This is a genomic window from Streptomyces lasalocidi (assembly GCF_005280215.1).
Taxonomy (GTDB): Bacteria; Actinomycetota; Actinomycetes; order Streptomycetales; family Streptomycetaceae; genus Streptomyces; species Streptomyces longwoodensis.
In genome coordinates, this window is record NZ_SZNQ01000001.1 from 2804200 (window position 1) to 2823338 (window position 19139).

Genomic DNA, 19139 nt, shown 5'->3' on the forward strand with positions numbered 1-19139 from the left:
CGGAGGAGGGCGGGACCGACCGGGCGGGACCGGGGCGGAGCCAGGGCGTACACGAGGGCACACACAGCAGCGAGAGGTGATCGATGGGCGTCACGGACCCCGCCGGGCCGGTGATGGACCGGGACGAGGTGGACCGTGCGCTGGCGCGGCTCGGCCAGGAGCACGAGGCGATCGAGACCTCGCTGCTGGCCCTCCAGGACCACGCGGGCCGCAGACTCCTCGAGGGAGCCGGGCTCACCGGCGTCACCGCGGAGCGCTGGACGGCCACGGAGGCGTCGATCACGCTGCTGTGGACGTACTTCGACGCCTACACGGACGCGCTGCGCACCGCCCGGGTGATCCGCTCGCGGCGCCGCTGGTCCAGCCGCGAGGACCTGGTGGAGCTGACCGAGCTGCTGCGCGGCGAGAGCGTCACGATCGCCGACTCCGCGACCGCCGTCGCGCACGCGCCGACGCTGCACTGCACCGGCCGGCTCAGCCACCGCTTCACGCTGACCGCGCTGGTGGACCGGATGAACGAGCTGTACGCGTCCTCGCTGGACGTGGTCGTCGCCGCCGACGCGGTGTGGTCGGCGCTGCCCGCGCGCATCGATCTACTGGCCGCCGAGCTCCAGCGCACCCGCCGGCTCGCGCACTCCGTCGGCGTGCGCCCGGGCGAGCACCCGTCGGGCGACGACCTGGAGGGCATCACCCGCACGCTGACCGCGCTGCGCGCCCGGGTCATCTCCGACCCGCTGGCCTTCTGGGTGCCCGCGCAGGGCAGTTCGGCCCCGGGCGGCGGCCGGCCCGACACCACGGTGTACGACCGGGAGGCGCGGGCGCTGGAGGACGTGCGCCGGGAGATCGACGCGGTGCTGACGGTGCGTCAGGACGCGGAGCAGCGGCTGGTGCGGCTGCGCGACGTCCTCTCCCGCGCCGACCGCACGCTCGCCGAGGCGCGCACCGCGCGCGGCGAGGTGCTGGCGAAGATCGCCGCCACGGAGGTGCCGGTGGTCAGCGGCCCGCCCACCGCGCTCCAGGAGCAGCTGGCGACCGCCGCCGAGTACCGCCGGCAGGGCCAGTGGCACCGGCTGTCCCCGCTGCTGGAGGCCCTGGAGGAGAAGGCGGAGGACGAACTGCTGCGTGCCCGTGAGTCGTTGACCGCGGTCACCGCGCCGCTCGCGGTCCGCGCGGAGCTGCGCGGCCGGCTCGACGCGTACAAGGCGAAGGTGGCCCGGCACGGCCTGGCGGAGGACCCGTTCCTGGTCGAGCGGTACGACGCGGCGCGCCGCATGCTGTGGAGCGCGCCGTGCGACCTGCGCGTCGCCGAGCAGGCCGTGCTGCGCTACCAGCAGGCGGCCGCCGAACTGCTCGGCACCTCGCGGGTGCCCGGCCAGGGCGGTCCGCAGGACCGGCCGTACGACGGCCGGGGCAGCCACGACGGCCACGAGGGCCACGAGGGCAGGGGGGAGCAGACGCCATGAGTCAGGCAGGGCGGCCGTGCCAGCGACCGGGCTGCGACGGGTCGTACGAGGACATGGGCGGCGGCGAGCTGTACTGCGGTACCTGCGGGCTCGCCCCGGTGGTGTCCGGCAGCGGCCTGGTCGCCTCCGCGCCCACCCACGTCGGCGGCGGCAAGGCCGCTGCGGACAGCGGCAGTTCGCGCTCCGCGCGCTCCTCGCGCACGGCCTCGCAGTCGTCGCGGTCGCGGCGCTCGGTGTCGGGCCGCCTGTCGCGCGAGCTCTCGGGCACCTCGACCGGCCGCTCGGTGTCGGTGCGCAGCTCCGGCTCCTCGGCCGGCTCCTCCGGGCGGGTCAGGCTCGGCGCCGGGCTGGTCTCGGTGCCCCAGGTGCCGCGTCCCGACCCGCGCGCGATGGTGCTGGACGACCCGGAGGTGCCCGAACGCAAGCGGTTCTGCTCGCGCTCGGACTGCGGGGCGCCGGTGGGTCGTTCGCGCGGGGAGCAGCCGGGGCGCACCGAGGGCTTCTGCACCAAGTGCGGCCACCCCTACTCGTTCGTGCCGAAGCTGAAGTCGGGCGACGTCGTGCACGGCCAGTACGAGGTCGTGGGCTGCCTGGCGCACGGCGGGCTCGGCTGGATCTACCTCGCCGTGGACCGCGCGGTCTCCGACCGGTGGGTGGTCCTCAAGGGCCTGCTGGACACCGGCGACCAGGACGCGATGGCCGCCGCGATCTCCGAGCGGCGCTTCCTCGCCGAGATCGAGCACGCCAACATCGTGCGGATCTACAACTTCGTCGAGCACCTCGACCAGCGGACGGGGTCGCTGGACGGGTACATCGTCATGGAGTACGTCGGCGGCAAGTCCCTCAAGGAGATCGCCAACGCCCGCCGCACGCCCGACGGCCGGCGCGACCCGCTGCCCGTGGAGCAGGCCTGCGCCTACGGCATCGAGGCGCTGGAGGCGCTCGGCCACCTGCACAGCCGCAACCTGCTGTACTGCGACTTCAAGGTCGACAACGCCATCCAGACCGAGGACGAGCTCAAGCTGATCGACATGGGCGCCGTGCGCCGCATGGACGACACCGAGTCGGCGATCTACGGCACGGTGGGCTACCAGGCGCCCGAGGTCGCCGACGCCGGCCCGTCCGTGGCGTCCGACCTGTACACGGTCGGCCGCACCCTCGCCGTGCTCACCTTCGACTTCCAGGGCTACACGTCCGTCTACGCGGACGCGCTGCCCGACCCGGACCACATCGAGGTGTTCCGCGCCTACGAGTCGTTCTACCGGCTGCTGGTGCGCGCCACCGACCCCGACCCGGCCCGGCGGTTCGCCTCCGCGCAGGAGATGGCCGAGCAGCTGACCGGCGTGCTCCGCGAGGTCGTCTCCCTGCAGACCGGGCGGGCGCGTCCCGCGCTGTCCACGCTGTTCGGACCGGAGACCCGGGTGACCGACACGGAGCTGTTCCCGCGCCTGGACGGGGAGGTGTCCCGGCTGGGGGCCCGCACCGACCGGACCGGGCGGCCCCTCGCCCCCGGGCCGGGCGGCGCGCAGGGTGCCGGTGCCGCGTCCGTGGGTGCCGGTACGGCGTCCGTGGGCGCCGGTGCCGCGTCCGGGCTGGTGCGGCCCGTCGACGCCGCTGCCGCCGCGCTCGCCCTGCCCGTGCCGCACGTCGACCCCGCCGACCCCAACGCCGGTTTCCTCGCGGGCCTGGTGACCACCGCGCCGGGCGAGCTGCTCACCGCGCTCGCGGCGGCGCCCGCGCCCTCCGTGGAGACCCGGCTGCGGCAGGTGCGGGCCCGGCTGGAGAAGGACGACCCCGAGGACGCCCTCGCCACCCTGGCCACGCTGGAGGACGAGCGGCCCGACGACTGGCGGGTCGTCTGGTACCGGGGCGTGAGCGCGCTGGTCACCGGCGACCACGAGGGCGCCGCCCTCGCCTTCGACGCGATCTACGACGCGTTCCCGGGCGAACCCGTGCCGAAGCTGGCCCTCGGCCTGTGCGCCGAACTGCTGCACCAGCTGGACAACGCCGCCGAGTACTACCGGCTGGTGTGGGCGACCGACCCGAGCCACGTGAGCGCGGCGTTCGGCCTCGCGCGCGTGCAGCTCGCCGCCGGGGACCGCCGCGCCGCCGTACGGACGCTGGAGTCGGTGCCGGAGTCCTCCGTCCACTCCACCGCCGCCCGGGTCGCCGCCGTGCGGGCCCGGCTGCGGCAGCGGACGGCCACCGCCGGGGACGTACCCTTCCTGGAGGACCTCACCGCCGCGGCGGCCCAGGTCGAGGCGCTGGACGCCCACGGCCTCGACCCCACGCGGCGCGAGCAGTTGTCCGCCGAAGTCCTCGGCAGCGCGCTGGACTGGATACTCTCCGGTGGCCGCGACGCCGCCCCGGACGCCCGGCGCACACTGCTCGGCAGCGACCTGGACGAGCGGGGCCTGCGCTTCGGACTGGAGCGTTCGTACCGCACGCTGGCCCGGCTCGCGCCCGGCGGTGAGGAGAGGATCGATCTGGTGGAACGTGCCAACCGTTACCGCCCCCGGACGTGGGTGTAGTTGATGTCGCAGATGCCCCCGCAAGCCGCACTGTCGAAGTGCCCGAGCTGTGCCGAGCCGCTGGAGTCGGGTGACCGGTTCTGCGGCGCGTGCGGGTACGACCTGACCGCCGTGCCGCCGCCCCCGCCCGACCACCCGACGCTCGCGATGAACGGCGCGGTGCTCCCGGACGCCCCCCAAGGTCCACCGCCCGGCACCGCGGCCGGGCCCGCGCACGCCCCCGCCCCGGAGGTGCCCGCCGGGCCCGCCGCCGCTGCCGTGCCGCCGGCGTCCACGGCCGCACCGTCGCCCGCGGCCCCCGCCGCCGGGGTGCGGTTCGACCGGGTGCCCGAGCCCGACGAGTACCCGCTCCAGGCGCCCGACCCGCGCGTCGCCGCCGAGACCGCCGACGCCGCCCCGGATGCCGGGCCCGTCCCGGTGTGCGTGGCCTGCCGCGCGGGCCGGGTCGACGGCGACGGCTACTGCGAGAACTGCGGGCACGCCCAGCCCCGGGAACGGGACCACCTGGAGCAGGAGTTCGGCCCGGTCGCCGCCGTCAGCGACCGCGGGCTGCGCCACCACCGCAACGAGGACGCCTTCGCCCTCGGCCACACCGCGCTGCCCGACGGCACGCACGCGACCGTGGCGATCGTCTGCGACGGCGTGTCCTCCGCGACCCGCCCCGACGACGCCTCCCTCGCCGCCTCCCGCACCGCGTGCGAGTCCCTGGTGGCCGCCCTGGCCCACGGCACCCACCCGCAGCAGGCCATGCACGACGCGATCGTCGCCGCCGCCCGCGCCGTCGACGCGCTGGCCGCCGAACCCGCCACGGCCCGCGAGCACACCCCGCACCAGAACGCCCCCGCCTGCACCCTCGTCGGCTCGGTCGTCAGCGCCGGCCTGCTGGTCGTCGGCTGGGTCGGCGACAGCCGCGCCTACTGGATCCCGGACGACCGCTCCCCCGCCGCCCGGCTCACCGAGGACGACTCCTGGGCCGCGCAGATGGTCGCCGCGGGCCTGATGAGCGAGGCCGAGGCGTACGCCGACGAGCGCGCCCACGCGATCACCGGCTGGCTCGGCGCGGACGCCTACGAACTGGAGCCGCACACCGCCGCGTTCAAACCGGACCGGCCCGGCGTGGTCGTGGTGTGCACCGACGGCCTGTGGAACTACGCCGAGGCCGCCGAGGAGTTGGCCGAGGCGGTCCCCCACGACGCCGCCGTACGCCCCCTGCACAGCGCCCGGGTCCTCGTCGGGCACGCGCTGGACGGCGGGGGCCACGACAACGTAACAGTGGCCGTCGTCCCGTTCCCGGCGCCGCCCCAAGGGGCAGGATCGGCCTGAGCGACCCGCACAAAACGGGGAAACCTCACCGCCCCGGAGGGGACCGGGGCGGGAGGAGTGATCACTCCGCGGCCGCCGCGGGGCCTTCAAGGGGGATGTGGGCATGGCCAATTTCTCGAAACCGAACGTGCCGCAGTTCGCGGTGGACGTCTACCAGAACGAGTACCTGCCCGAGGGCGGCCGCGAGGTGAACGCGATCGTCACGGTCACCGCCACCGGCGGCGGCACGGTCGGCGGCGCGGTCGGCGCACCGCACCTGTACACGGCCGGTCGCGGCCCGTCGGCCGCCGTGGCGCTCATGGTCGACTGCTCGGGCTCCATGGACTACCCGCCCGCCAAGATGCGCAACGCCCGGGACGCCACGGCGGCCGCCGTGGCGCTCATGGTCGACTGCTCGGGCTCCATGGACTACCCGCCCGCCAAGATGCGCAACGCCCGGGACGCCACGGCGGCCGCCGTCGACACCCTGCGCGACGGCGTGCACTTCGCGGTGATCGCCGGCACCCACGTGGCCAAGGAGGTCTACCCCGGCGGCGGGCGCCTCGCCGTCGCCGACGCGTCCACCCGCGAGCAGGCCAAGCAGGCGCTGCGCCGGCTCCACGCGGGCGGCGGCACCGCCATCGGCACCTGGCTGCGCCTCGCCGACCGGCTGCTGTCCTCGGCCGACGTCGCCATCCGCCACGGCATCCTGCTCACCGACGGCCGCAACGAGCACGAGTCGCCGCAGGACCTCCGGGCCGCCCTCGACGACTGCGCCGGCCGCTTCACCTGCGACGCCCGGGGCGTGGGCACCGACTGGGAGGTGAAAGAGGTCACAGGGGTCGCCTCCGCGCTGCTCGGCACCGCCGACATCGTCGCCGACCCGGCGGGCCTGGCCGCCGACTTCACGGGGATGATGGAGACGGCCATGGGCAAGGAGGTCGCGGACGTCGCGCTGCGGCTGTGGACCCCGGTCGGCACGACCGTGCGGTTCGTCAAGCAGGTCGCCCCGGCCGTCGAGGACCTGACCGGCCGCCGCACCGAGTCCGGGCCCCGCTCCGGCGACTACCCCACCGGATCCTGGGGCGACGAGTCCCGCGACTACCACGTGTGCGTCGAGGTCCCGCCCGCCCACGTCGGCCAGGAGATGCTCGCCGCCCGCGTCTCCCTGGTCGTCCCGGAGCCCGGCACGGACGGCGCGCGCAGCCTCGGCGCCCAGGGCCTGGTCCGGGCCGTGTGGACCGACGACGTGGCCGCCTCCACCTCCCTCAACCCGCAGGTCGCCCACTACACGGGCCAGGCCGAGCTGGCGAGGACGATCCAGCAGGGCCTCGACCTCCGCAAGGCGGGCGACCGGGACGGGGCAACGGCCAAACTGGGCCGGGCCGTTCAGCTGGCAAGCGCTTCCGGGAACGCGGATACTGCGAAACTGCTTGCGAAGGTGGTGGACGTGGTCGATGCCGCGACAGGTACTGTGCGGTTGAAGGCGAAGGTCGCGGAGGCAGACGAAATGACCCTCGAGACCCGGTCCACCAAGACTGTTCGTGTAAAGAAGTGACCTGACCCTACCCAGCAGGACACCGAAGGAGAGGGGGACGCGCCGACATGCCGACCTGCCCGAACGGACACCAGTCGGGTTCCGACGACTGGTGCGAGGTCTGCGGTCACCGCATGGCCGGTGCCGTGCCACCGCCCCCTCCCCCGCCGCCCCCGGCCGGTGGCGGCTACGGCTTCCCGCCGCCCACGCCGGGCGGCCACCACGGTCAGTCCGGACAGCCGGGCCGGCCCCCGTCCTCGGCGTCCGAGCCGGAGCTCTGCCCGCAGTGCCGCACGCCCCGCGAGGGCGGTGCGCCGTTCTGCGAGGAGTGCCGGTGGAACTTCCTCACCAACACGGCCACCTCGTACACCCCGGCCGCCCCGCGCCCGCCGGCGCCCGCACCGGGCGGTCCTGGCGCGCCAGGTGGTCCCGGCGGTCCGGGTCCCGGTGGTCCCGGCGGTCCCGGTGGTCCGGGCGCGGGTCCCGGCGGGCGGTTTCAGGGGGCGCCTCAGTCGTTCGGCGGGCGTGACTCCTTCGACTACCAGCACTCCCGGCCGTCCCAGGTGAACCGGCCGGCCGAGCCGATCCCGCCGGCCCCGCCGTTCGGCGGCGAACCGGGCGGGCACGGCGGCCAGGGCGGACCCGGAGGTCCGGCTGGACCCGGTGGTCCCGGTGGTGGGCCGGGCTCGACGTCCGAGGGTCCCGGCGGACCGTTCGGACGGGAGCCCTCCGGTCCCACGGGCCCGGCCGGTGATCCGTTCCGACGTGAGCCCGCGCAGGGTGACCCGTTCCGGCGCGAGCCGTCGGGCCCGGCCGGCGACCCCTTCCGACGTGAGCCCTCGGGTCCGTCGGGCGACCCCTTCGGCCGTGAGCCGTCCGGTTTCGGCCGTGAGCCGTCCGGTCCGTCCGCCGACCCCTTCGGCCGTGAGCCGTCGGCTCCCTCCGGCGGCCCGGGCGGTCCCGGCGGCCCCGGTGGCGGTTTCGGCGGCCCCGGTTCCGGTCCCGGCGGTGCTCCCGGACCGTACGGACGGGACACCCCTGGCCAGCAGGGCGGCCAGGGCGGCCCCTTCGGCCGTGAGCCCTTCGGCGCGCCCCCCGGACAGGGCGGCCCGGGTGGGCCCGGTGGCCCCGGTGGCCCCAACCCGTCCGGCTTCGGCACCGACCCCTCGCGCCCCCTCCCGCCGACGCACGGCGGCCCCGGCCGTCCCGGCAACCCCGGCGGCCCCGGTGCGACCGACCCGGGTGCCCCCCAGGGCTACCAGTCGGCCGGCGCTCCCCCGGCCCCGCCCGCGTTCCCGCAGGAGAACCAGCGGTCCGCCCCGCCCTTCGGCGGCGGTGAGGACGACTGGGTGATCCCCCCGCCGTCCGGCCAGGCCCCCGCGCGGCACGGCGGCCAGGGCGGTCCCGGCGCGGGCCCGCAGGGCGGCGGCTACGGCTACCCCCAGCAGGGCGCGGCCCAGGCCCCGCCCGGCCCGGCGTTCGGGCAGCAGCCGGCGACCTGGACCGCGACCATCGGTCCGGACCGCGAGTACTTCATGGCGATGATGCACCGCTCGGGACCGGAGGCCGCGGGGCTCAACCTGCCCGCGTACTCCCCGGAACAGCAGCGCACGCTCAGCGGCAACCAGGTCACCATCGGCCGTCGCCGGCACTCCACCGGCGAGACCCCCGACATCGACCTGTCGGTGCCGCCGGAGGACCCGGGCGTCTCGCACCAGCACGCGGTGCTGGTGCAGCAGCCGGACGGCGGCTGGGCGGTCGTCGACCAGAACTCGACGAACGGCACCACGGTGAACGGCTCCGACGAGCCGATCCAGCCGTTCGTGCCGGTGCCGCTGCAGGACGGCGACCGCGTGCACGTCGGCGCGTGGACGACGATCACGGTCCGGCGCGGCTGACGCGCCCCCCGGCCGGCGCCCCGGCGCCGGTCAGGGCCGCCCTTCCGGCAGGGGCCAGGCGTACGGCCCGGCCGGGTCGTCCAGCCAGGCCCAGGCCCGGTCGCCCTCGACGGTGATGCCGTAGCGGGAGCGTCCGGGCATGCCCTCCCGCCGCCACAAGGCGTACGCCTCGGGCGGTTCGAGGGCGCCCCGGGTCAGCGTCACCAGGAAGCGGAACAGGTCGTCGTCCCGTGCCGGGCGCGGCACCCCGCCGAGCGCGACCGGTCCTTGGTCGGCCCGGCCCTGGCCGCGCAGCGGCACGAAGTAGGCCGCGGTGGCCAGGAAGCTGCCCTCCGCGTGCCCGGTGTCCCGGACGGTCAGCCCGATCAGCCCGGTGGCCAGCGGGACGAGCACCCGGGCACCCGGCCGGCACTGGGCGATCCAGGCCCGGGGCACGGCGCTGAGCTGACAGGTCGCGATCACCCGGTCGAAGGGCGCCCGCTCCGGCACCCCGCGGGCCCCGTCGCCGGTGACGACGGCGGGGTGGTACCCGGCGGCGTCCAGGTGGCGGCGCGCGGACTCGGTGATCTCCGGGTCCAGGTCGACGGTGGTGACCCGGTCGTCGCCGAGCCGGTGCGCGAGCAGCGCGGCGTTGTAGCCGGTGCCCGCGCCGATCTCCAGCACCCGGTGGCCGTCCTCGACCCGCAGCTCGGCCAGCATCAGCGCCATGAGCGAGGGCTGGCTGCTGGAGGAGACCAGCTCGCCGTCGCGCAGCCGGGTGGCCAGCGGGGTGTCCTCGTAGGCGCCGCGCAGCCACTGCTCGCGCGCGAGGGGGTCGGGGTTCTCGCCCCAGCGGCGTTCGTAGCCGGCGACCGTGGCCACGTAGTAGTACGGCACGAAGAGGTGGCGCGGGACCGCGGTGAACGCCTCCCGCCAGCGCGGGTCGGCGGCGAAGGCGCCGCTCGCCTCGATCTCCCGCACCAGAGCGGCTCGCGCCGCCACAGCATCCGCACCCATGCCTCCACTGTGCGGCCCGCGACGGCCCCCGGCGAGTACGCCTTCGCGCCACACCTCGCGCCGGGGCCGTGCGCGGCCCGTCACCGGCGTCCCTAGGGCCTCGGTCCTAGGACCCGGTGTCTGAGACCATGGGGGACGTGAAAGAGATTCGGCGCGGCACGCTTCAGGAGCAGACCTTCTTCGAGCAGGTCGGCGGGGAGGAGACCTTCCGCCGGCTGGTGCACCGTTTCTACGAGGGCGTCGCCGAGGACCCGGTCCTGCGGCCCATGTACCCCGAGGAGGACCTCGGTCCGGCCGAGGAGCGCTTCGCGCTGTTCCTCATGCAGTACTGGGGCGGCCCGACGACCTACAGCGACAACCGCGGCCACCCCCGGCTGCGGATGCGGCACGCCCCCTTCGCCGTCGACCGGGCCGCGCACGACGCGTGGCTGCGGCACATGCGGGTCGCCGTCGAGGAACTCGGCCTGTCCGAGGAGCACGAGACGACGCTGTGGAACTACCTGACGTACGCGGCCGACTCGATGGTGAACACCCCGGACTGACCCGTCCCAGAGCGTCGCATTCCGGTTCCCCCGCGCCGGAATCCGATCACGATCCGGTCAAAGCCGGTCCACCACCGCTTACCCGTGGCCCGTCCGCTCTGACAGCATCGCCACCGGGACACGGGGTGACGACGACGGGGGTCGGGGGTCGGTGGCGGGGTTCACGGGGTTCACGCGGCTCGCCCTGCTGCGGGCACGCGCCCACGGGGCGCTGCCGGCCGCGGCCCTGCTGACCGTCCTGCCCCACCACCGTGCGTCCGGCAGCGGCAAGTCCACCCTCATGAACATCCTCGCCGGCCTGGACACCCCCACCGCCGGCGCCGCCCGGGTCGCGGGCCACGACCTCCTCGCCATGACCCCCAAGTCCCGCCTGGCGTACCGCAGGCACACCGTCGGCTTCGTCTGGCAGCAGACCTCCCGCAACCTCCTCCCCTACCTCACCGCCGCCCAGAACATCACCCTCCCCCTCGGCCTCGCCGAAGGCCACCGCCGCCGCTCGGCCCGCGCCCGCCACACCGCCCGCGCCCTGGAGCTCCTCGACCTCCTCGGCCTGGCCGACTGCGCCGACCGCCACCCCCACGAGATGTCCGGCGGCCAGCAACAGCGCGTCGCGATAGCCGTCGCCCTCGCCAACGACCCCGAGGTCCTGCTCGCCGACGAACCCACCGGCGAGCTCGACTCCCACACCGCCCACCAGATCTTCGCCGCGTTCCGCAGCGCCAACGAGGAACTCGGCACCACGATCGTCATCGTCACCCACGACCAGACCGTCGCCTCCGAGGTCCGCCGCACGGTCGCCATCCGCGACGGCCGCACCTCCACGGAGGTCCTGCGCCGCAGCGAGGTCGACGAGATCACCGGCCACGAACGCGTCGTCGCCCGCGAGTACGCCATGCTCGACCGCGCCGGCCGCCTCCAGCTCCCGGCCGAGTACACGCGGGCCCTGGGCATGCGCGACCGCGTGGCCCTGGAACTGGAGCCCGACCACATCGCCGTACGGCCGGACGAGGAAAACAGCTGAAAGGGGGGCTGAGGCACCGCCTCAGCGCACGCTGAGCCCCAACGCCCCGAGCCCCGCCCGCCGTACGGCGACGGACCCGTAGGGCGTGCGCAGCCGCAGCCACGCCCCGGCGGAAAGCAGCGCCACCGCGCCGCCCGGCCGCAGGAACCCCAGCGACTGGGCCGCGTGCACGGCCCGTACGGGCAGCCCGGTCTCCCCGACCGTCCGGGACCAGATGTCCCGCCCGATGGAGTCGAGTTCGGCCCGCGTACGCCGTTCGGCCGCCAACTCCTCGGTCCGCGACCGGAATTCGGCGACCGCGGCCGACACCAGGGAACGCAGCACGTCGGCCCCGGGCAACCCGCTCTCCGGCTGCCAGCCCGAACGCGGCGGCAGCAGCCCGGCCCACGGCGGCCCGGTGACCGCGCCGGGCACGCCCGCCGTGGCCGCGGCCTCGTCGACCGCCTCCAGCAGCTCACCGGCCGAGACGGTCACGTCGAGCGTGGCGTCCAGCCCGTCCTCGTACGGCTTGGCCAGCCGCACGGCGCGGATCGCCAGCACCTCGAAGGACGGCGGCCGCCCGAAGACGGCCAGCGCGGTGCCCGCGGCCTGCAGGCGCACCGCGGCCGAACGGTCGTAGTGGAGCAGCCGGGAGAGGAAGGCGGCCAGGTCGGCCGCCTCCGTCTCGTCGGCGAGGTGCAGCACGGTCATGCGGCGACGGCCCCCTGGCCGGAGGCGTCGTCCGTGTACTCCTTGAGGAACGCGCGCTCCTCGTCGGTGATCCGCCGCGGCCGCTGCGCCGTGAAGTCGAACGGCACGATGACGGTCGAGGCGCGCACGTAGACGACGTCGTCGTCCTTCACCTCGTAGGCGATCGTGAAGGACGCGGCGCGTATCTCGGTGATCCACAGCTCGATGTCCACCGGCCGGTGCCGGTGGACGAGCTGCCGCTTGTAGTCGATCTCGTGGCGCGCCACCACGGACCCCTGCTGGAAGTCCTTGTCCGGGCGGAACAGGAAGTCGATACGAGCTTCCTCCAGGTAGCGGAGGAACACCACGTTGTTGACGTGGCCGTACGCGTCCATGTCCGCCCAGCGCAGCGGGCAGCGGTAGAGGTGCCGCAAGACCGATCAGCCCCGGGTCAGCTTCTTGTAGGTGGCCCGGTGCGGGCGGGCGGCGTCGGGACCGAGCCGCTCGACCTTGTTCTTCTCGTACGACTCGAAGTTGCCCTCGAACCAGAACCACTTGGAGTCACCCTCGTAGGCGAGGATGTGCGTGGCGACCCGGTCCAGGAACCACCGGTCGTGGGAGACGACCACGGCGCAGCCCGGGAACTCGAGCAGCGCGTTCTCCAGGCTGGAGAGGGTCTCGACGTCGAGGTCGTTGGTGGGCTCGTCGAGGAGCAGCAGGTTGCCGCCCTGCTTGAGGGTGAGCGCGAGGTTGAGGCGGTTGCGCTCACCGCCGGAGAGCACACCGGCCGGCTTCTGCTGGTCCGGGCCCTTGAAGCCGAAGGCGGACACGTAGGCGCGGGACGGCATCTCGACCTGGCCGACGTTGATGTAGTCGAGCTCGTCGGAGACGACGGCCCACAGCGTCTTCTTGGGGTCGATGTTCTCGCGGCTCTGGTCGACGTAGGAGATCTTGACGGTGTCGCCGACCTTGATGGTGCCGGAGTCCGGCTCCTCGAAGCCCTGGATCATCTTGAACAGCGTGGTCTTGCCGGCGCCGTTCGGGCCGATGACGCCGACGATGCCGTTGCGCGGCAGCGTGAAGGAGAGGTCGTCGATGAGCACCTTCTCACCGAAGGCCTTGCTGAGGTTGTTGACCTCGACGACGATGCTGCCCAGCCGCGGGCCCGGCGGGATCTGGATCTCCTCGAAGTCCAGCTTCCGCATCTTCTCGGCCTCGGCGGCCATCTCCTCGTAGCGGGCCAGACGCGCCTTCGACTTGGCCTGCCGCCCCTTGGCGTTGGAGCGGACCCACTCCAGCTCCTCCTTGAGGCGCTTGGCGCGCTTGGCGTCCTTCTGCCCCTCGACCTTCAGACGGGTCTGCTTGGTCTCCAGGTACGTGGAGTAGTTGCCCTCGTACGGGTAGGCACGACCACGGTCGAGCTCGAGGATCCACTCGGCGACGTTGTCGAGGAAGTACCGGTCGTGGGTGATGGCCACGACGGTGCCGGCGTACTTGGCCAGGTGCTGCTCCAGCCAGTTCACCGACTCGGCGTCGAGGTGGTTGGTGGGCTCGTCGAGGAGCAGCAGGTCGGGGGCCTCCAGCAGCAGCTTGCACAGCGCGACGCGCCGCTTCTCACCACCGGAGAGGTTCACGACGGGCCAGTCGCCGGGCGGGCAGCCGAGGGCGTCCATGGCCTGCTCGAGCTGGGCGTCGAGGTCCCAGGCGTTGGCGTGGTCGAGGTCCTCCTGCAGCTTGCCCATCTCGTCGAGCAGCGCGTCGGAGTAGTCGGTCGCCATCAGCTCGGCGATCTCGTTGAACCGGTCGAGCTTGCCCTTGATCCCGGCGACGCCGTCCTGGACGTTCTCCAGGACCGTCTTGCCCTCGTCGAGCTTCGGCTCCTGCATCAGGATGCCGACGCTGTAACCGGGCGAGATGAAGGCGTCACCGTTCGACGGCTGCTCCAGCCCCGCCATGATCTTCAGCACGGTGGACTTACCGGCGCCGTTCGGGCCGACGACGCCGATCTTCGCACCCGGGAGGAAGCTCAGGGTGACATCGTCGAGGATCACCTTGTCGCCGTGCGCCTTGCGCGCCTTGCGCATGGTGTAAATGAACTCAGCCAAGAGAAACCGTCCGGCAGCTTGAAATCAGGCAGTGGGCAGATACACCCCATCTTGCCGTACCGCCACCCCTGTGCGGAAACGCATAGCAGTCGACGCCTGTGAGCTGCTCTTTCACACTTGACAGGCGCGAGACGCCTGTCGTCCCCGATCACTGCCGAGTGCCCTCGGGGTGCGACCTCGCCCCAGCTGGCAGCCTCAGCTCGCTGACGATCGCCTCGGCGCCCTCAGCCGAGGGAGACCCGGGTCGACGGTCCTGAGTTCGGGACCGCTGTGAGCGATCCCGCAGCCCCGTCCTCACTCCCCCGTCGTGTTCTCCCTGCGTCCCAGCAGGAGCAGGACCGCTCCGCCGATCACCACCAGGGCTATGGCCGTGCCCGCGATCAGGGGGGTCGCGCTCGTGCCGCCCGTTTCGGCGAGGTTGGTGTCCGTGGCCGTGCCGCCGACCGTCGCGGGGCTGGGTTCCGCGAGGGTCTGGGTGGTCAGGTCGGCCGTCTCGGTCTCCGCGCTGCGCGTCTGACAGTCGAGGATCCCGGCGAAGCGCTGCGAGCCGATCGTGAAGTCGTACGCCTGGTCCTCCTGCAGCGGGATGGTCAGCGTGCGCGACTGGCCCGCGGCGATGGTGTGCTCCGTGCCCATGAGGGAGAAGGTGAAGTCCTCGTCGCCCTGGTTGGCGACGGTGACGTCCAGGCCGTGGTGCGTGCAGTCCTTCGCCGCCGACAGGGCCGGTATCGGACCCCGGGCCGCCCAGGTGGCGGTCGCCGTCGCCGAGACCGTCGACTCGCTGGAGCCCGCCAGGATCTGCGTCTGGCTGCGGCTGTCGGCGGTGAACGCGCGGCCCACCGGGACGGTCGTGGACGCCTGGAGCGTCAGCTCGGCCGTGCCGTCCGGGGCGTCCGCGGGGACGTCGAAGAACAGCCGGCTGCCGTTGGCCGCGGTGGTCACCGGCTTGCCGGCCTCGTCGACCACGCGCACCCCGGTGGTCGCCGCGTCCACCGGCGGGATCACCGTGACGGCGCTCTCCCGCGTGCGGACGGTGACCGGGCCCAGGCGCTCACTGCGGTGACCGGAGACCGCCGAGGTGTCGAGGGCCAGGGAGGCCGCCGGTTCCGGGGCGGTGCGGGCCGCCTTCTGCAGGTAGTCCGCCAGCCGCTCGGCCTGCGGGTCCACCGCGTCGACGTCCGCGACGTCGGAGTACCGCCAGATCGCCACCTGCGTGCCGGCCGCCGCGTCCTGCTCGGTGAGGCCGCCGGTCACGCCCGCCTTCTTCGCGAGCGCCGCCAGGTCGTTCACCTGCGGGTAGGAGTGCTGCAGGATCCACAGGACGCGGCCCGCGTTCTTGTTCGCGGCGAGCGAGGTGCCGCTCCACTGGGTCTCGTGGTACTGGGCGTCCTTCTGCGTGGGGTTGTGCAGGTCCACGCAGTACGTCTGGAGCGTGCCGCCCCCGTCGACGGACATCTCGAACAGGCCCGCCGAGACCTCCTGGTCGCCCTGCGCGCCGTGCACCACCGCGGTGCCGTAGGTCTTCAGGCCGTCCATGGTGGCGGTCGCGCCGCTCTGGCTCCGCGCCGTCGCGTCGGCCGCGGCCGGCCCGGCGGCGGTCAGCGCGCCGACGGCGACGAGCCCCGACACCACGGCCGTGGCGGCGAGCCTGCGGCCCGCCCCTCGCCCGCGCGCGAACGGCGCGGAGAACCAAGAGAGCACGTAATTCCCCTCCGAGCGGGACCCGTTGACGTGGGGGGCCGGGTCCCACCAGCAGCATCAGAAGCCACACGAGCTACGTCCGGCATCCTAGAGACGCGGCGGCCCGCGCCTCCCGGCGAGGTAGCCCGCGAGCCGATCCGACTCGGAATCGTTATCGCCAAGATCGGTTACGGGCCGCCCCTGAGCTGGGCTTATCGACATATCCACCCGCATGCGCCGGTGCAATTGCCGCAATGCGTCGATACGTCGCTCTTCGGGCGACCCGGACGTGCGCTTCGTTTCCGGTCCGGCGGGCTCAGGTCACCGCGGCCGGCTCCCGCTCGGGCTCCGCCCCGGTCACCTCGGTCACTGACGCCACCGCGGCCGCCTCCGCCGCCGTATCCGGCGCCGGGGTCTCCCAGTTGGGCTCCGGCTGCTGCGCCGCGCCCATCCCCGGCATCCCCGGTGCCCCGGGCTGCTCGGTCCTGACCGACCGCCGGAACGCCGCCGTACCGCGCGACAGGTCGTGGCCGATCGCCACCGCGTCGATGTCGGCCGACGTCCACGCCTGCTGACCCTCGCGCGTCTCCGTGCGCACCTTCAACCGGCCCTGCACGATGACCGGTTCGCCGACCGACACCGATGTGGCCACGTTCGCGGCGAGCTGCCGGTTGGCCCACACCGTGAAGAAGTTGGTGTGGCCGTCGGTCCAGGCGTTCTTCTCCCGGTCCCAGTAGCGCGCGGTCACCGCCAGCCGGAACCGTGCCGACGGCCCCGACGCCAGCTCCCGGTAGACCGGTTGCGTCGCCACGTTCCCCACCGCGCACACCATCGTCTCGTTCATGTCCAGCTCCCCTCCCCGCCCCCGCGCCCCGCGCCGGGCGGGCACCCGCACGGGCCCGTCCCGTACGGCTGCGTCCGCCGTGGCGGCGCGCCTTCACCTCGCGCACCGCCACGGCTCCGCCACGACCGACCGCGTTCTTCGCGATGGCCGCGGAGCCAGGCTGCCCCCGTGGGGGCTGGGTCCGCCGGGCGCTGTGGACTGCCCACAGCCTGTGGACAACTTCGTCACCCGGACGAGCGGCCGCCGCCCATCACCCGCCGCCCGCCGCCCGCCGCCAATAGCCCATAGCTCACCGTCCGCAGCCAGTCGCCCGCACACGGCCACCCCTTCAGCCCACCCCCACCACCTTCCCGTACTGCTCCCGCACCTCCCGGTACCGCAGCAACTCCGACGCCAGGGGATCCAGCACCCTCGCCCGCCCGCACCCGGCGGCCGCCTCCCGCAGGCGTCGTTCCGCGTCCTGGCCGTAGCGGCGGGCCGGTCCGCGCGCCGCCATCCGGCAGCTCCACTCGACCACCGGACCGCCGACGATCCCGGCCACCATCAGCAGCACCGGTACCCCGAGGTTGGGTGCCATGAAGCCGACGATCTGCCCCACCAGCCAGAGCCCGCCGATGATCTGAAGGATCGTCATCGACGCCTGCGCCAGCACCGCCACCGGCCACCAGCCCGGCCGCGGCGGCTTCCCCGGCGGCAGCCCGGCCCGCGCGGCCAGCTCGTCCAGCGCCTCGGGCAGCCCGTGCGCCCCGCGCACGGCGGCCTCGCGCACCGCCTGCGCCCAGGGCACGGGCAGCCCCGCCGAGGCGCGGTCGGCCACGGTCCGCACCGCCTGTTCCACGCGCTGCCGGGCCGTCGCCTCCTCGTCGGCCGGTGGCCGCAGCCGCATCCGGCCGGTCGGGGGCTCGCGCCGGTCGTTGTACCAGCGCCACAGCCGCAGCCACGGCGTGCCGCACGCCCGGTTGGCGTTGCGCAGCCAGGCCCGCTCTGCGGCCTCACCCGCCGCGGTGGCCCCGACGGCGTCCGCGAGCCGCGCGGCGAACTCGTCCCGCGCCTCCTCGCTGAGCCCGGCGCGCCGGCCGGTCGTGTAGACGGGGCGCAGCCGGCTCGCCGCGGCGTCCACGTCCGCCGCGATGCGCCGCGCCGGGGCCTGACGTTCGGCGACGAACTGGCCGAGCACCTCCCGCAGTTCCCCGACGCCCTCCCCGGTGAGCGCGGACAGCGCCAGCACAGCGGCGCCCGGTTCGCCGTACTCGCCGAGCGCCACGCCGTCCTCGTCGAGGAGCCGCCGCAGGTCGTCCAGGACCAGTTCGGCCGCCTCGCCGGGCAGCCGGTCCACCTGGTTGAGCACGACGAACATCACCTCGGCGTGCCCGGCCATCGGCCGCAGGTACCGCTCGTGCAGCATGGCGTCCGCGTACTTCTCCGGGTCGACGACCCAGATCACCGCGTCCACCAGCGTCAGGATGCGGTCCACCTGCTCGCGGTGCTGCACGGCCGCGGAGTCGTGGTCGGGCAGGTCCACCAGGACCAGCCCCTGCAACTGCGCCTCGGCCTCCGGACTCTGCACCGGCCGCCTGCGCAACCGCCCCGGGATGCCGAGCCGGTCGATCAGGGTCCCCGCGCCGTCGCTCCAACTGCACGCGATGGGCGAGGCGGTGGTGGGCCGCCGTACCCCCGTCTCGGAGATGGTGACCCCCGCGAGCGCGTTGAACAGCTGGGACTTGCCGCTGCCCGTGGCACCCGCGATGGCCACGACCGTGTGCCGGCCGGACAGCCGCCGCCGGGACGCCGCCTCGTCCAGGACCTTGCCGGCCTCGGCGAGGGTCTTGCTGTCGAGACGCGCACGGGAGAGCCCCACCAGCTCGCGCAGCGCGTCGAGCCGGGACCGCAACGGGCCGTCCAGCGCCAGCGTGGCCGCCGGCTGTGCGCCCGGTCCGCGCGCCTCCCGCGCGCCCGCCTGCTCGGCGGCGGCAGCGGCGGCGTTCTCGCTCACCCGCCGCGCGATCAGCCCGTCGTCCCAGACCCCGACGTCGTCCCCTCGCCGCGAGGAGTCGTCGGCGCGGGGCGCAGGGGGGTCCGTACGACGTGGCGAGCCGTCGTCGCCCTTCCCGCCCGGGCGGCGGCCGTCGTCGCTCTTCCCGCGCGGGCGGCCCTCGTCGCTCTTCCCGCCCGGATGGCCGTTGTCACCGTCCACGCGCGCGTCGCCCTTCCCCCGCGCGCGGCCGTCGTCGCCGTTCACGCGCGCGTGGGCCCCTCCCGCCTTCCCGGACGCGGCGCTGTCACTGTCACTGGCCTTCACCCGCCCGGCGGCATCCGCCGCCTTCACCGGCGCGGAACCGCCCCCAGACTTCACCCCTACGGACGCGTCCCCGGACTCCCCCCGCGCGTGCCGCTCCTTTCCCTTCACAGCCTTCACGCCGTTCATGCCGTCGCGCCCCTCGTCAGCATCCGCACCATCACGCCCACCGTCGCCATCGCCCTCGACATCCCCCTCACGGTCACCGTCACTGTCACCGTCCGAGCCCCCCGCGTCCGCCCCACCCACGGCCCC

General features: G+C 74.4%; 14 protein-coding genes. 7 read left to right on the top strand and 7 right to left on the bottom strand.

Annotated features, from left to right (window positions below):
- Positions 1 to 83: 83 nt before the first annotated feature.
- The 5 genes from E4U91_RS12435 to E4U91_RS12455 all read left to right on the top strand — a co-directional run bounded on the left by E4U91_RS12435 (position 84) and on the right by E4U91_RS12455 (position 8731).
- Entirely contained in the window at positions 84 to 1463 is a 1380-nt protein-coding gene (locus E4U91_RS12435; protein ID WP_241678572.1) for a coiled-coil domain-containing protein, read from the top strand.
- Positions 1460 to 3994, top strand: coding sequence for a serine/threonine-protein kinase (locus tag E4U91_RS12440; RefSeq protein WP_137306911.1), 2535 nt, complete (start codon positions 1460 to 1462; stop codon positions 3992 to 3994). Before E4U91_RS12435 ends, E4U91_RS12440 begins: the two co-directional genes overlap by 4 nt.
- Before the next feature lie 3 nt (positions 3995 to 3997).
- On the top strand, positions 3998 to 5317 hold the full coding sequence (locus E4U91_RS12445) for a PP2C family protein-serine/threonine phosphatase (RefSeq protein ID WP_137306912.1): 1320 nt from the start codon (positions 3998 to 4000) through the stop codon (positions 5315 to 5317).
- A 103-nt stretch (positions 5318 to 5420) separates the two neighbouring features.
- Entirely contained in the window at positions 5421 to 6854 is a 1434-nt protein-coding gene (locus E4U91_RS12450) for a vWA domain-containing protein (protein ID WP_137306913.1), read from the top strand.
- A gap of 47 nt (positions 6855 to 6901) precedes the next feature.
- Positions 6902 to 8731: an FHA domain-containing protein gene (locus E4U91_RS12455; protein ID WP_137306914.1), complete on the top strand. Its 1830-nt coding sequence runs from the start codon at positions 6902 to 6904 to the stop codon at positions 8729 to 8731.
- A gap of 30 nt (positions 8732 to 8761) precedes the next feature.
- On the opposite strand, the gene E4U91_RS12460 is transcribed toward E4U91_RS12455, so the two are convergent.
- On the bottom strand, positions 8762 to 9727 hold the full coding sequence (locus tag E4U91_RS12460; protein WP_137306915.1) for a methyltransferase domain-containing protein: 966 nt from the start codon (positions 9725 to 9727) through the stop codon (positions 8762 to 8764).
- Between the two features lie 128 nt (positions 9728 to 9855).
- Between E4U91_RS12460 and E4U91_RS12465 the strand changes: the two genes are divergently transcribed.
- The gene (locus E4U91_RS12465) at positions 9856 to 10269 is read left to right on the top strand and encodes a globin (protein WP_137306916.1); all 414 of its coding nucleotides are present in this window, start codon (positions 9856 to 9858) and stop codon (positions 10267 to 10269) included.
- A gap of 211 nt (positions 10270 to 10480) precedes the next feature.
- Positions 10481 to 11290 carry an ATP-binding cassette domain-containing protein gene (locus tag E4U91_RS12470; RefSeq protein WP_241678843.1) on the top strand — a complete coding sequence of 270 codons (810 nt, stop codon included), beginning with the start codon at positions 10481 to 10483 and terminating at the stop codon, positions 11288 to 11290.
- A 21-nt stretch (positions 11291 to 11311) separates the two neighbouring features.
- Here E4U91_RS12470 and E4U91_RS12475 read toward each other — a convergent pair whose 3' ends face one another.
- The 6 genes from E4U91_RS12475 to E4U91_RS12500 form a co-directional block, all read right to left on the bottom strand.
- Positions 11312 to 11980, bottom strand: coding sequence for a DUF8185 domain-containing protein (locus tag E4U91_RS12475; RefSeq protein WP_137306917.1), 669 nt, complete (start codon positions 11978 to 11980; stop codon positions 11312 to 11314).
- Positions 11977 to 12393, bottom strand: coding sequence for an acyl-CoA thioesterase (locus E4U91_RS12480; protein ID WP_067236435.1), 417 nt, complete (start codon positions 12391 to 12393; stop codon positions 11977 to 11979). Before E4U91_RS12480 ends, E4U91_RS12475 begins: the two co-directional genes overlap by 4 nt.
- A gap of 6 nt (positions 12394 to 12399) precedes the next feature.
- A complete protein-coding gene (gene ettA, locus E4U91_RS12485) occupies positions 12400 to 14064 on the bottom strand; it encodes an energy-dependent translational throttle protein EttA (protein WP_137306918.1) in 1665 nt (554 codons plus the stop codon).
- Positions 14065 to 14358: 294 nt separating this feature from the next.
- Positions 14359 to 15765, bottom strand: coding sequence for a thioester domain-containing protein (locus E4U91_RS12490; protein ID WP_137306919.1), 1407 nt, complete (start codon positions 15763 to 15765; stop codon positions 14359 to 14361).
- 295 nt (positions 15766 to 16060) lie between these two features.
- Positions 16061 to 16588 carry a single-stranded DNA-binding protein gene (locus tag E4U91_RS12495; protein WP_137306920.1) on the bottom strand — a complete coding sequence of 176 codons (528 nt, stop codon included), beginning with the start codon at positions 16586 to 16588 and terminating at the stop codon, positions 16061 to 16063.
- Positions 16589 to 16916: 328 nt separating this feature from the next.
- Entirely contained in the window at positions 16917 to 19013 is a 2097-nt protein-coding gene (locus E4U91_RS12500) for a YfjP family GTPase (RefSeq protein WP_241678573.1), read from the bottom strand.
- Positions 19014 to 19139: the final 126 nt, after the last annotated feature.

What these genes read in the sequence shown, in the direction of transcription:
- E4U91_RS12435 (WP_241678572.1), top strand. Translation starts at nt 84, where the DNA reads ATGGGCGTCACGGACCCCGCCGGGCCGGTGATGGACCGGGACGAGGTG.
- E4U91_RS12440 (WP_137306911.1), top strand. Translation starts at nt 1,460, where the DNA reads ATGAGTCAGGCAGGGCGGCCGTGCCAGCGACCGGGCTGCGACGGGTCG.
- E4U91_RS12445 (WP_137306912.1), top strand. Translation starts at nt 3,998, where the DNA reads ATGTCGCAGATGCCCCCGCAAGCCGCACTGTCGAAGTGCCCGAGCTGT.
- E4U91_RS12450 (WP_137306913.1), top strand. Translation starts at nt 5,421, where the DNA reads ATGGCCAATTTCTCGAAACCGAACGTGCCGCAGTTCGCGGTGGACGTC.
- E4U91_RS12455 (WP_137306914.1), top strand. Translation starts at nt 6,902, where the DNA reads ATGCCGACCTGCCCGAACGGACACCAGTCGGGTTCCGACGACTGGTGC.
- E4U91_RS12460 (WP_137306915.1), bottom strand. Translation starts at nt 9,727, where the DNA reads ATGGGTGCGGATGCTGTGGCGGCGCGAGCCGCTCTGGTGCGGGAGATC.
- E4U91_RS12465 (WP_137306916.1), top strand. Translation starts at nt 9,856, where the DNA reads ATGGGGGACGTGAAAGAGATTCGGCGCGGCACGCTTCAGGAGCAGACC.
- E4U91_RS12475 (WP_137306917.1), bottom strand. Translation starts at nt 11,980, where the DNA reads ATGACCGTGCTGCACCTCGCCGACGAGACGGAGGCGGCCGACCTGGCC.
- E4U91_RS12495 (WP_137306920.1), bottom strand. Translation starts at nt 16,588, where the DNA reads ATGAACGAGACGATGGTGTGCGCGGTGGGGAACGTGGCGACGCAACCG.
- E4U91_RS12500 (WP_241678573.1), bottom strand. Translation starts at nt 19,013, where the DNA reads ATGAACGGCGTGAAGGCTGTGAAGGGAAAGGAGCGGCACGCGCGGGGG.